Consider the following 11,859-nt stretch of genomic DNA (forward strand, 5'->3'; position numbering starts at 1 on the left):
CGGCGGCCCGGTACGTCGCAGTCGCTAGGCGATGCTCGCGGATCGGGCGTTCAGGTCGGGCTGCTCACGAGCGACGAAACCAGGTCGATGAATGCGTTGACGCGCTTCGACCCACGCTGGCTGGGCAGATAAAGCGCACTGACGACCGAGCGCGCCTCGTTTGGCGTCACGTCGTAGCGCTCGAACAGCTTCAGGAGCTTCCCCGACTGGATATCGGGTTCGACCAGCCAGTCGGGCAGCAATGCAATGCCGGCCCCATCCAGCACGGCGTCGCACAACACCTCTGAATTGTTGGATTTCATGCGTCCCGTCACGACGACTTTGGTCGTGGTCTCGCCGCCGACGAAGGTCCAGAACTGCTGGTCGCCGCGATAGGAAAAGCGCAGGCAATGGTGGTTCGCCAGATCGGTCGGCTCGATGGGTGTCCCGTGCGTCTCGAGATAGTCGTGGCTGGCGACGACATACCGGCGAAAACTGCCGAGCTGCCGCGCGACCACATCCGCCGTGGGTGCCGCTTCGCCGAGCCGGATCGCGACATCGATGCGCTCGGCGACGAGATCGACTATGTCATCGCTCAGCCGCATGTCGAAATCCAGCTTCGGGTACCGGGCTAGGAACCCGGCGATGTGCGGCCCGATGCAACGGGATCCATAGACAACCGGGACAGATACTCGCAGGGGCCCCGACGGTTCGCTCCCCTCTCTATCGGCAACCAGAGAATCAGCGTCTGCCAGATCTTCGAGCAGTTTCTTCGCCCGCACGTAATAAACGTTGCCCGCATCTGACAGCGTCACCTGCCGAGTTGTTCTATTCAGCAAGGCAGTGCCCAGAGATTCCTCCAACGCGTCGACCGAGCGAACGACCGACGATGCGGCTAATTTGAGTCGCCGAGCTGCGCTGGAGAATCCACCCGCTTCAGCGACTTCCACGAATACCCGGAGTGCGGAAAATTTGTCCATGTCTTTGCCTTAAGCGCAATGATGCGTTGCTCTGCGCCTGCATTCTACAGACACCGCTTAACCCCTATCTTGTCCCCATGGGTTTACTGGAGGTTGTCATGAAGAAGCAAGCCATCACACTGACTTACGATTTCATCTGCCCGTGGTGCTGGATCGCGGAACGCCGGCTCGCTCGCGTCGTCGACGACCTGGGGCTGGCCGATGAGGTCGCCGTACGATTCCTTCCGTTCGAACTGAATCCAGAGATGCCGGTCGAGGGGATGGATCGCAAGGCATACCGAACCGCCAAGTTCGGCAGTTGGGCGCGGTCGCAGGCGATGGATGCCCACGTCACCGAAGCCGGGCGAGCCGAGGGGCTGCAATTCCACTACGCGATCGTCGATCGGACGCCGAACACGCTACTGGCACACCGCCTGGTGTGGTTTGCAGAGCGCAGCGGCCATGCAGTCGGCCTCGTCGATGCGCTGTTCGGCGCCTATTTCAGGGACGGTCGAGATATCGGCGACGCCGCGGTCCTGACCGATATCGCAGCCGACGCCGGCTTGGATGCTGATGCAGTGACGGCCTTCCTCACCTCCGATGCAGGCACGCCAGAGATCCGTGCGCTTGAGGCAGAGGCCATTCGGCGGGGGATCGGCTCGGTTCCGTCGATGCAGATCGGCCAGACCGTGATCACCGGCGCTCAACCCGACGCTGTATTCCGCGATGCGCTTGCCGACGCTGTTGGCGCGCACACCATCATCGAATAAGGAGGCCGCCATGCCGGTCAATACGAAGAAACCTCGCGCGCTCGTCATCGGCGGTTCGCTGGCGGGCCTTTTCGCCGCAAACAGTTTGCTGAAGTCCGGGTGGGACGTGGACGTGTTCGAACGCTCGCCAAACGCACTCGACAGCCGTGGCGGCGGCATCGTGCTACAACCGCAGGTCGTCGAGGCGATCAACGGCGCAGGACTGGGCTCCGGCTCGCCGCTTGGCGTTCTGTCGCGTGACCGCGTGTATCTCGACCGCAGCGGCAAGGTGCTACACCGCACGTTCATGCCGCAAACGCAAACGTCCTGGAACACGCTCTATCGCAATCTCATCAAGGGTATTCCGGCCGAGCACTACCATCGCGGACAGCGCCTCGTGTCGTTTAGTCAGGACAACGGGCATGTGACCGCCCGTTTCCTGAACGGCAGGGTCGAGGAGGGTGATCTCCTGATTGGTGCCGATGGCGCGGATTCCACGGTTCGTTCAATTCTTCTGCCCGATGTCGAACTTGCCTACTCCGGCTACGTCGTGTGGCGGGGCCTCGTTCCGGAAAACGCCGTATCGCCGGAAACGGCAGCCGCATTGACAGAGAAGTTCGTGTTCCAGCAAGACCCGGAATCGCTGATGCTGCAGTATCTGGTGCCCGGCGAGGACGGTTCCGCGAAACCGGGCGAGCGGCGCTTTAACTGGCTTTGGTATCTGAAAGCGGAACAAGGAACGGTACTCGACGAGACCCTGACCGACCGCGACGGCAAGCGACGTGCACATTCGGTTCCGCCGGGTTTGCTTGCTCCGGCCAAAGAACGCTACATCCGCGAATACGCTGAAGCGCATGCCAATCCGGCATTCAAGGAACTGGTGCGGCAAACCGACGAAATCTTCGTTCAGTCGATCGTCGATCTCGCGGTACCTCGCATGGTGTTCGGCAGAGTGATCCTGCTTGGCGATGCAGCATTTGTCCCACGGCCACACACCGCAGGAAGCACTGCGAAAGCGGCGGAGAATTCGCTGACGCTGGAGGCTGCGTTGCACGCTTTCCCGGACGATATCGACGCCGCGTTGCGATCCTGGGAAGCAGATCAACTGAACTCAGGCCAACGGATGATCGATTGGGGCGTGCACATGGGCAACCGCCTGATGAGCGTCAACGATTGACCGTGATGCGCCGCTTGTATCCCGATAACCGGAGGTAGAGATGTCTGAAGCAACCTTGCACTATCTGTACGACCCATACTGCGGCTGGTGCTTCGGCGCGTCGCCGATGCTCACAGCCGCCCAGCAAATCGACGGACTCCATGTCGAGCCGCATAGCGTCGGAATGTTGGTCGGTCCGCGCCGCCAGATGATGTCGCCGGAATGGCGCGACTTCGTTCGGCCGCATGAAAAGCGAATCACCGCGCTCAGTCACGTCGAGTTTGGCGCGCGGTACGTCGAACACGTCCAGGAAGATCCTTCCGTCGTGCTCGACTCCGGTATGCCGACCGCGGCCATGCTGGCGGCCGAGAGCTTGTCCAGTCGCGGCCTGGACATGCTCAAGCGCCTGCAGCGCGCGTACTACGTCGAAGGAATGCCGATCGCAGAGCGGGACGTCATCCTGGGCCTGGCCGCGGAGCTCGGATTCGAAAAGGACAGTTTCGCCCAGGCGTTCGACGACGCAGTCAATCACGCGCTGGACGCGCACATTGATGCAAGCAACAACCTTCTTGCGTCGCTCGACGCACGCGGCTTTCCGGCATTCTCGCTCCAGATCGGGGACAAGAGCGAGAAGTTACCGCTCGGCCGCTACTATGGGAAGCCGGAGCGATTCACAGAGGATATCCGGGCCAAGATCGCTGCTGCTCAATCTGACAAAGCATGAGGCACACCGAGCCGGGGCAACCGGCCCGGCATTCGGACGCGTAGCGTCCTGACGCGGTGCCAAAGAAGTGACTCAACGAGGCTCGGTTCCGTAATACACGGCACCCAGCCTCGCGTTTTTTTGTATTCGTCGTTCCTCCCTGCTTGGCGACACACGGACACGTTGGTTCGAGGTGGCCCGGTGGCCCGTCGCCATATCGTCAGTCAGAGCATGACGACCGATTCCATGTCCGTGCCGCGCGCCGTGTGACGACTTCGACGTGCGCCCCGCATCGCTGATGCGTGCCCTGTCGGCTGACAGGTTTAACTCTTCGGTACGATGAAAACTCGCGCGAGCACATCTCAGCACGTGTGTGCAGATGCTTTGATGCAGGGACGTTCCGAGACACCCATACCCTCACGCATACAGGGATTCATGGGCCGGTCGCGTTAGGTATCGGAAAGCGGGGTGGGGAAGAGCTTGTGGGCCGAGTTGATGCCAACCCGATGGTGATTCTGCGACGGCCAGATCCGTCGGAGGTAGTTCTCCCGACCCACTGGCATCGAGGCATGCGCACTTTAGCATGCTCGATCGCGGGCCGGGATGTTGCTCGATCGCGGCTTACTCGTGCGGAGGATAGTCCGTATAGCCCGTCTCGTCCCCACCGTACCAACCATACGACTCCGGCTTGGTCAAAGGAGTACTGTTGCCGATTCGGCTAACGAGATCGGGGTTGGAAATGTACAGGCGTCCGAACGCGACAAGATTGACGAGCCCGTCCTCGACCAACTGTGCAGCTTGATCGACACCGATTCCGCCGTTGGCAATCACGGTTCCCGAGAAGCGTGGACGGACGATGTCGAGAATCTTGGGCAAGTCCGGCGCACCTGCCCATCCGTTCGTGTCGGCGATGTGAGTGTACGCGACCTTGAAACGCTCGAGCATGTCTGCGACGTGTGCATATGTCGCGGCCGGATCCGGATCGCGAACGTTGTTGTAATCGGCGAAGGGGGAGATTCGGACGCCGACGCGACCGATCGGCATGACTTCGGATACGTTCTCGAGGATTTCCTTCAGGAATCGCGCGCGATTGTCGACGCTGCCGCCATATTCGTCGTCCCGCTGGTTGATCGTAGGCGACAGGAACTGGTGGGGCAGGTAGCCATTGGCGGCGTGGATCTCGACCCCGTCGAAGCCGACCGCCCACGCGTGTTCCGCTCCGCGCCGGAACTCCTGAATCACTTGCTGCACTTCCGCGTGTGTCATTGCGCGGGACGGCGTGGCATGGATCTTCGTATACGCGCCGTTGGCCAGTTGCGCCCAAACCTGGAGCCTCTCCAGATCGTCGTTCACGCCGGACGGGGAAAGCGGCTGATCGCCGTTCAATAGCGCAAACGAGCTGACGCGCCCCGAATGCCAGAGCTGGAGGAATATTTTGCCTCCTGCCTCATGGATCCGGTCGACGACTTGCTTCCAGCCCTGGACCTGGGCATCGGTGTAAATGCCCGGCGCCCGCTCGAACGCATTGGACCACCGGCTCACGTTCGTCGCTTCCGAAATGATCAAGCCTGAACTGGCGCGCTGGACGTAGTACTGGCCGTTGAGCTCCGTTGGAACGTCGCACGCACCGGCACGGCTGCGCGTCATGGGTGCCATCACGACACGGTTGGCAAGCTCCAGATCACCGATCTGGATTCGGTCAAGAAGCGTGGGCATAGGGCCTCCTCGAGAAGAAATTTGACCGTATCAGGGGAAATCTGCATCGATCTGCATTGCTGGAAAGTATAAATTATCGAAAGATAAATTAAAGGGCAAAGACGCTGACTGAAAGATGCAGGACGGTTGTGGAACTGGCGAGAAGCCCGCCAGCAAACGCTCGGCGGCAGATGGCCAACGCCAAGCAAAGAAGCTTTGCGGTCGGTGCAACGCCGTTGACGTCCCGGTGATCGTTGATCGCCACGGCAGATGCTGTAGTCACGACAATCTTTTATGATTGAACGTCGCACCGATACTGGCGGTCGGCGAAGCAAGTCACACAGGACGCCACCGAATGGATGACCGCAGTCCGAAGAGGCGAACCGCTATGAATACTGAAACGCATTCCCACCGAACAGAGCACTGCGCACGCATCCGGACCGCGCTGCTCAATCTGCACCGAACGCTGGTCGAGCTCGAGCGGCGCGAGTACGAAAAGGTCCATGGGCACCAGTCCGCCGGCGACTTTCTTCAAGTGATGGCCTTCGACGATTCGATGAAGTGGCTGGAACCCCTCAGCCGGCTCATCGTCATGCTCGACGAAGCGCTGGATCAGCAGGGGGAACTGGAACTGACACCGACCGTGGTCGTGGCAAGAGCGCGGGAATTGCTCAAGCTGGACCGCGAATCCACGGATGCATTCGTGACGAGATATCTGTACCACTTCGACCGCTCGGCTGACCTCGCGGTCGACCATACTGCATTGTTGAAACTGATCGGCACGGTTGCGTAGCGGAGGTTAGGTCAAGCTAAGACGATTGGTACGCCCCCGGCGTTGGCAGATTCGAGCAAGGTATCCAGGATCCGTTGCGTCTTCATTGCCACGTCGGGCCAGAATCGATCTCGCTTGCCCGTGAGCACCAGATCGGCGAAAGTCCGGAACAGGCCCGTCTCCTGTGCGGAAGGGTGGTTGTTGCTGTACTCCTGAAGCGCAATCGTCCGCTCGTGTCGCTCCAGATTGAAATAGCACCCGCTTCCTCCGAAGCTGTCGTTCCCGACCGTGAACGACACCTCATTTCCATAGTGCGGCAGAACGAAGTCCTTCAGGTGGAGGTAACCCTTCGAGCCGCTGATGTACGCCCATTGCTGACGGCTGGTGTCGAAGGCGTTGTACAGCGTGGCTGTCACACCACCGGCAAATTGCAGCGTGCCCTCGAACTCTATCGGCGTTACGCCCGAGCCATCGGACCTTTGTACACCGTTCAGAATGCGACCACGCACTTCGACCGGCATTGCATAGTTCAATGCGAACAGAATGAGACGGATGTTGTACCAGCCGATATCGCCGAGGCAACCGGCCGGTTCCACGAGACTGTTGCGTTGAATCCATGCATCGTCCGCGACGAAGCTGAAGTGACTAGCAATGCGACGGATGTCGCCGACGCTTGTGTCGTCGTCGAGTATCGAGCGCATGCTCTGCAGTCGCGAAGAATGCTGGAACATGACACCGTCCATGACCTGCACCCCCGACGCATCCGCAGCGTCGACAATGCGCTGGAGATCGGTTGCATCGATGCCGCAGGGTTTCTCGATGACGATGTGTTTGCCCGCCGCCGCGGCCGTGACGGCCCATTCGGTCCGGACGGTGGTCGGCAGCGGAATGTAAAGGGCGTCGATGTCCTTGCGAGCGATCAGCGCCTCATACCCCGAGACCGCCTCGACAGGGTAAGCGGTCGGTACCGACGCCTGGCATTCGTCGATGAACCGCTGCGCGTTCTCGCCCGATCGGCTGCCAACCGCAACGATACGGCTGTTCCCGGCGTTGATGATCGAATGCCAGTTCTTTTTGGCGATGCTTGCCGTGCCCAGAATGCCCCACCGGCACGATTCCTCAGCAGTTTCCATCGTTCACGCTTCTCCGTTCAGGTAGTCGATTCACGCCGACGAGGATCGCTTCCGGCGCAATGAGTGAGTAAATTTCTCCGATAATCCTCGCGAAAGCTGGTACCGAGGTCGGACTTGATCTGCAATGAATTCAAGCATCGTAGCCGTCACCCCGGAGCATGCCAAATGATTTCTATTTGCCTCGTTGTTAGTAGAATTTGTTGATTTAGTTTTTCTATCGGCAAATACGCGGGACGTTCGAAAATGTCGACCACTCGGTGATCATTGGTCGAGATACTTCGATCTACTTCGGATCACGTCGGACCGCACGCTGAACTCGACGCCACGGCAACCGACATGAAGCCGCGGGCCTGCTGCAATCATTGCGAACCCCCGCGGAAATCGTCAAATATTCATTTGAGGCCAGGCTCACCGCAACGCTATACTGGCCAGCCGCGGCTCGTGGCAGCGCGGAATCATTGCCAGGCACCCCATGGATCATTGGATGCCGCAGCATGTCGAATGATGACCTCGCGCGCACGAGACATCTGCCTATCCCAAGCCAATCCAAATCTGTCTGTTCACTGATCGTGTGCCGCGAATATTTCGCGAAATTCCTGTCCCCGCCAAATTGGAGTGCATCATGGAAGACAATGGCAAGAAGAAGGGTGAGTCCGCCCAATGCCCGGTAACCCGTCTCACCACGGATTTTGGTGCGCCTGTCGTAGACAACCAGAACAGCATGACCGCAGGCCCGCGCGGCCCGTTGCTTGCGCAAGACCTGTGGCTGAACGAGAAGCTCGCCAACTTCGTGCGCGAAGTCATTCCAGAGCGCCGCATGCACGCCAAGGGCTCTGGCGCCTTCGGGACCTTCACCGTGACGCACGACATCACGCGCTACACTCGGGCCAGCATTTTCAGCGAAATCGGCAAGAAGACCGACATGTTTGCCCGCTTCACGAGTGTGGCGGCCGAACGGGGCGGTGCAGACGCCGAACGTGACATTCGCGGCTTCGCGCTGAAGTTTTATACGGACGAAGGCAACTGGGATATGGTCGGAAACAATACCCCGGTGTTCTTCCTGCGCGACCCAAAGAAATTCGAAGACCTCAATCGGGCGGTGAAGCGCGACCCGCGCACCAATATGCGCAGCGCCACCAACAATTGGGATTTCTGGACGCTCCTTCCAGAAGCATTCCATCAGATCACAATCGTGATGTCCGATCGCGGCATTCCGGCCAGCTATCGCCACATGCACGGGTTCGGAAGCCACACTTACAGCTTCGTCAATCGAAGCAACGAGCGATTCTGGGTCAAATTCCATTTCGTGACCCAGCAAGGGATCAAGAACCTGACCGACGCCGAATCGGAAGCCCTGATCGGGAAGGATCGCGAAAGCCACCAGCGCGATCTGTTCGAATCAATCGAGCGAGGCGAATTCCCGAAGTGGACGATGCATGTGCAAGTCATGCCGGAGGCCGACGCGGAAAAGGTTGCATATCATCCGTTCGACCTGACGAAAATCTGGCCGCACGCTGACTACCCGTTGATCCCCGTCGGGGAGTTCGAGCTCAATCGCAACCCGGAGAACTTCTACGCGGACGTCGAGCAGGCTGCCTTCTCGCCAAGCAACCTGGTGCCGGGGATCAGCGTGTCTCCCGACAAAATGCTGCAAGCTCGCTTGTTCAACTATCCGGATGCACAACGATACCGCCTCGGCGTGAACTACCAACAGATTCCCGTCAACGCCGCGCGATGCCCCGTGCGCAGCGGGCATCGCGATGGCGCTATCCGGGTCGACGGCAATTATGGCGGGCTCAAGCATTACGAACCCAACAGCTTCGGCCAGTGGCAGCAACAACCAGAATACAAAGAGCCGCCGCTTGCAATCAGAGGTGATGCTGATTTCTGGGACTTCCACAACGACGATGCCGATTACTTTGGTCAACCGCGTGCGCTATTCAAACTGATGACGGCGGCCCAGCAGCAGGTGCTTTTCGACAACACGGCTCGAGCCATGGGCGACGCACTCGAGTTCATCAAGTTTCGACATATCCGCAACTGCAATGCCTGCGATCCCGACTACGGTGCCGGTGTGGCCAAGGCGCTCGGACTCGATCTGAGCAAGGCGCTTGAATCCAGGAAGGACGATCCCGCTCTCGGCACTACGGCCGCACTCCCGGTCTGAGCACCAGGCATAGATACCGTCGCCACGAACGTTTGACTCGTGGCGACGCACGCGTCGCCACGGATCCAAACATTGTCCGATGCGACGCGCGACACACCGACGACATATCGTTCGAACAGATATTCATCGCAAAAATAACCATTTGGTACACGCTTCGGCAGGCATTACAGTCTCGCATCCTGCCGGCTGCGACGCCGGTCATTCCGACGTTATTTCAGAAGTCTGCCAAATGAATCGTTCGATGCGTTTCCGGTTGTGCCGTACTGCAACTGCGCTGATCGTGCTCGGCCTCGTGCCTGCCGCCCACGCGGCCCAACCAACGTTGCGGGTCGGCATCGACGCCGAGTCCTATCCTCCGTTCTTCTCGAAGGATGCAACCGGCAAGTGGAAAGGGTGGGAGGTCGACCTGCTCGACGCCGCGTGCGGCAAGCTGAACGTGCGCTGTGAACTCACCGACATCGCATGGGACGGGCTGATCCCGGCGCTGCAAAACCGCAAGATCGACGTGATCTGGTCGTCGATGACGATCACCGGTGAACGGCAGAAGGCGATCGACTTCAGTCGCGCCTATTATGAATCGCCGACGGTATTCGTCGGCGCGAAAAGCGATCGACGTCGTATCGATTGCGCGGTGCCCGCAACCTTCAAGGATCGCGTGATCGGCGTGGAGGCCGGCACGAATTTCTCGGCATTCCTCGATGCACGCTTCAAGCGTGACGCGCAAATCAAGGCATTCGACAAATTCGACAACGCGCTCGCGGATCTCGTCTCGGGCCGGATCGATTACGTCCAGGAAGCGAAGGGCTTGTTTACGGCCTTCCTGTCGTCACGGGACGGGAAGGATTTCGAGGTCAAGGCCACTTGTGCGGACAACCCCGTGCTGGGTCTCGGCATCGGCGCGGGCGTGCGTCAAGGCGATGCATTGCGCGGCCGGTTGTCGACCGTGATTGCGCAACTGCAGCAGGATGGCACGTGGGATGCGATCACCGCACGCTATCCGAACCTGAAGGGTACGATCGAGAAGGGTCGTTAAGCCGATGGCCGCGGACGATTCGCTGCTGGCATTGCTTGCCTTCGGCGACGGCGGCTACGGCCGCATCTTCGCCGGCGCGTTCGCATTGACGCTCGGCGTCGCGTCTGCGTCGTTCTGCGCCGGGACGCTGCTCGGCATCGCCGGCGCGCTCGGCAAGCTGTCGCGGCACGCGCCGCTCGCGTGGCTGGCACGGCTTTACACGACACTCGTGCGCGCGCTGCCCGAACTGTTGTGCCTGCTGCTCGCTTTCTATGCGGTCGCACCCGCGCTCGAGGCCGTTCTGCATCGTAGCGGTCTGGTATCCGACGGCTTTGTATTCGATCCATTCGTCGTGGCCGCATTGTCGCTCGGCTTTATCCAGGGCGCCTATCTGACCGACATATTCCGCGCGGCGCTCGTCAACGTACCGGTGGGGCAGATCGAGGCCGCGTACGCGTACGGCATGAGCCCGTGGCAAACCTTGACACGCGTCCGGCTTCCGATTGCGGCGCGGCTCGCGCTGCCGGGCGTCGGTAACGTATGGTTGAACGCGACCAAGGATGCGTCGTTCATCAGCGTGCTCGGGTCTTTCACGGATCTGCTGAAGGCGAGCCAACTCGCCGCCGGTGCGACTCGCCATTACGTTTTCTTTTACCTGGTCACGGCCGCGCTGTTCCTGTTGTTGAGCGTCGCATCGACGGGCCTTTTCGCCATGCTCGAACGGTACGTGAATCGTGGCACCAGGAGCGCCTCTGCATGAGCTTTTCGCTGACGTTCCTGCTCGACACGGTGATGCCGAAGCTGCTCGCTGCGGTGCCAACGACCCTCGCGTTGTTGCTGTTGTCCGCTATCGCCAGCGTGGTGATCGGCATTCCGCTCGCGCTTGCGGCGGGTTCGCGTCACGCACCTTACCGCTGGCCCGCGCGCGGCTGGATCATGCTGATTCGCGGTACACCGCTGCTGGTGCAGCTTTATCTGCTGTATTACGGTTTCGGCCAGATCGTCCCGCGCGAATGGATGCGCGACAGCTGGGCGTCGCCGCTGTTGCGGGACGCGTTCTGGTATGCCGTCGTCGCGTTGAGCGTGAACGAGGGCGCCTATGTCGCGACGATCCTGCGCGGTGCGATTGCCGGGGTGCCGGCCGGCGAAATCGAGGCCGGCTATGCATACGGAATGACGCGGGCGGGTGTACTGCGCCGGATCGTCGGTCCGCGTGCGTGGCGACTCGCGCTGCCGGCGCTCACCGGCGAAGCGATCCTGCTGCTGAAATCGACCGTCCTCGCGTCGACCGTCACGGTGTTCGACGTGATGGGGACGGCCAATACGCTTCGTTTCGAAACCTTGCGAGTTTATGAGCCGCTGGCCGGCGCGGCGATCGTCTATGTCGTGCTGGTCGCGCTGCTGACGATTCCCGCCGCCCGTCTCGAGAAGCACCTCAACCGCTACCTGACGCGCGAGCCCGACGATCGCACGCCCGCACGGCGCCGCGGCGCATCGTCCGGCGCGTGGGCGGCACCCAACTGATTCCTGCTTT

At 60.5% G+C, this 11,859-nt stretch carries 11 protein-coding genes; 8 read left to right on the forward strand and 3 right to left on the reverse strand.

Features of this window, described 5'->3' with window-relative positions; translation table 11 throughout:
- Nucleotides 1–50 precede the first annotated feature (50 nt).
- The gene (locus G3O06_RS17800; RefSeq protein WP_205816948.1) at nt 51–959 is read right to left on the reverse strand and encodes a LysR family transcriptional regulator; all 909 of its coding nucleotides are present in this window, start codon (nt 957–959) and stop codon (nt 51–53) included.
- A 98-nt stretch (nt 960–1,057) separates the two neighbouring features.
- On the opposite strand from G3O06_RS17800, the gene G3O06_RS17805 reads away from it, so the two are divergent.
- From G3O06_RS17805 to G3O06_RS17815, 3 genes are read left to right on the forward strand one after another with little or no spacing between them, the layout of a single operon-like run.
- Nucleotides 1,058–1,708, forward strand: a complete 651-nt coding sequence (locus tag G3O06_RS17805; RefSeq protein ID WP_205816949.1) for a DsbA family oxidoreductase — start codon at nt 1,058–1,060, stop codon at nt 1,706–1,708.
- 10 nt (nt 1,709–1,718) lie between these two features.
- A complete protein-coding gene (locus G3O06_RS17810; RefSeq protein ID WP_043187621.1) occupies nt 1,719–2,864 on the forward strand; it encodes an FAD binding domain-containing protein in 1,146 nt (381 codons plus the stop codon).
- A 40-nt stretch (nt 2,865–2,904) separates the two neighbouring features.
- Nucleotides 2,905–3,567 (forward strand): DsbA family protein, encoded by a 663-nt coding sequence (locus G3O06_RS17815; protein WP_205816950.1) that lies wholly within the window; start codon nt 2,905–2,907, stop codon nt 3,565–3,567.
- A 600-nt stretch (nt 3,568–4,167) separates the two neighbouring features.
- Here G3O06_RS17815 and G3O06_RS17820 read toward each other — a convergent pair.
- Nucleotides 4,168–5,262, reverse strand: a complete 1,095-nt coding sequence (locus tag G3O06_RS17820) for an alkene reductase (protein ID WP_043187625.1) — start codon at nt 5,260–5,262, stop codon at nt 4,168–4,170.
- A gap of 367 nt (nt 5,263–5,629) precedes the next feature.
- Here G3O06_RS17820 and G3O06_RS17825 point away from each other — a divergent pair, with 367 nt between their 5' ends.
- Nucleotides 5,630–6,034: a hypothetical protein gene (locus G3O06_RS17825; protein ID WP_241020099.1), complete on the forward strand. Its 405-nt coding sequence runs from the start codon at nt 5,630–5,632 to the stop codon at nt 6,032–6,034.
- An 11-nt stretch (nt 6,035–6,045) separates the two neighbouring features.
- Here G3O06_RS17825 and G3O06_RS17830 read toward each other — a convergent pair whose 3' ends face one another.
- Complete coding sequence (locus tag G3O06_RS17830; RefSeq protein ID WP_205816951.1) at nt 6,046–7,146, reverse strand: Gfo/Idh/MocA family oxidoreductase; 1,101 nt, start codon at nt 7,144–7,146, stop codon at nt 6,046–6,048.
- Between the two features lie 622 nt (nt 7,147–7,768).
- On the opposite strand from G3O06_RS17830, the gene G3O06_RS17835 reads away from it, so the two are divergent.
- The 4 genes from G3O06_RS17835 to G3O06_RS17850 all read left to right on the forward strand — a co-directional run bounded on the left by G3O06_RS17835 (nt 7,769) and on the right by G3O06_RS17850 (nt 11,849).
- Nucleotides 7,769–9,313: a catalase gene (locus G3O06_RS17835; protein WP_205816952.1), complete on the forward strand. Its 1,545-nt coding sequence runs from the start codon at nt 7,769–7,771 to the stop codon at nt 9,311–9,313.
- A gap of 229 nt (nt 9,314–9,542) precedes the next feature.
- Nucleotides 9,543–10,346: a transporter substrate-binding domain-containing protein gene (locus tag G3O06_RS17840; protein WP_205816953.1), complete on the forward strand. Its 804-nt coding sequence runs from the start codon at nt 9,543–9,545 to the stop codon at nt 10,344–10,346.
- A 4-nt stretch (nt 10,347–10,350) separates the two neighbouring features.
- A complete protein-coding gene (locus G3O06_RS17845; RefSeq protein WP_205816954.1) occupies nt 10,351–11,085 on the forward strand; it encodes an ABC transporter permease subunit in 735 nt (244 codons plus the stop codon).
- Nucleotides 11,082–11,849, forward strand: a complete 768-nt coding sequence (locus G3O06_RS17850; protein WP_205816955.1) for an ABC transporter permease subunit — start codon at nt 11,082–11,084, stop codon at nt 11,847–11,849. Before G3O06_RS17845 ends, G3O06_RS17850 begins: the two co-directional genes overlap by 4 nt.
- Nucleotides 11,850–11,859 lie beyond the last annotated feature (10 nt).

Origin of the sequence: Burkholderia sp. Ac-20345 (assembly GCF_017104825.1) — a bacterium.
Taxonomy (GTDB): Bacteria; Pseudomonadota; Gammaproteobacteria; order Burkholderiales; family Burkholderiaceae; genus Burkholderia; species Burkholderia lata_B.

Bases quoted from the DNA above. Each gene is read 5' to 3' on its own strand.
- G3O06_RS17810 (WP_043187621.1), top strand. From the start codon at position 1,719: ATGCCGGTCAATACGAAGAAACCTCGCGCGCTCGTCATCGGCGGTTCG.
- G3O06_RS17840 (WP_205816953.1), top strand. From the start codon at position 9,543: ATGAATCGTTCGATGCGTTTCCGGTTGTGCCGTACTGCAACTGCGCTG.
- G3O06_RS17805 (WP_205816949.1), top strand. From the start codon at position 1,058: ATGAAGAAGCAAGCCATCACACTGACTTACGATTTCATCTGCCCGTGG.
- G3O06_RS17800 (WP_205816948.1), bottom strand. From the start codon at position 959: ATGGACAAATTTTCCGCACTCCGGGTATTCGTGGAAGTCGCTGAAGCG.
- G3O06_RS17830 (WP_205816951.1), bottom strand. From the start codon at position 7,146: ATGGAAACTGCTGAGGAATCGTGCCGGTGGGGCATTCTGGGCACGGCA.
- G3O06_RS17820 (WP_043187625.1), bottom strand. From the start codon at position 5,262: ATGCCCACGCTTCTTGACCGAATCCAGATCGGTGATCTGGAGCTTGCC.
- G3O06_RS17835 (WP_205816952.1), top strand. From the start codon at position 7,769: ATGGAAGACAATGGCAAGAAGAAGGGTGAGTCCGCCCAATGCCCGGTA.
- G3O06_RS17850 (WP_205816955.1), top strand. From the start codon at position 11,082: ATGAGCTTTTCGCTGACGTTCCTGCTCGACACGGTGATGCCGAAGCTG.
- G3O06_RS17845 (WP_205816954.1), top strand. From the start codon at position 10,351: ATGGCCGCGGACGATTCGCTGCTGGCATTGCTTGCCTTCGGCGACGGC.
- G3O06_RS17815 (WP_205816950.1), top strand. From the start codon at position 2,905: ATGTCTGAAGCAACCTTGCACTATCTGTACGACCCATACTGCGGCTGG.
- G3O06_RS17825 (WP_241020099.1), top strand. From the start codon at position 5,630: ATGAATACTGAAACGCATTCCCACCGAACAGAGCACTGCGCACGCATC.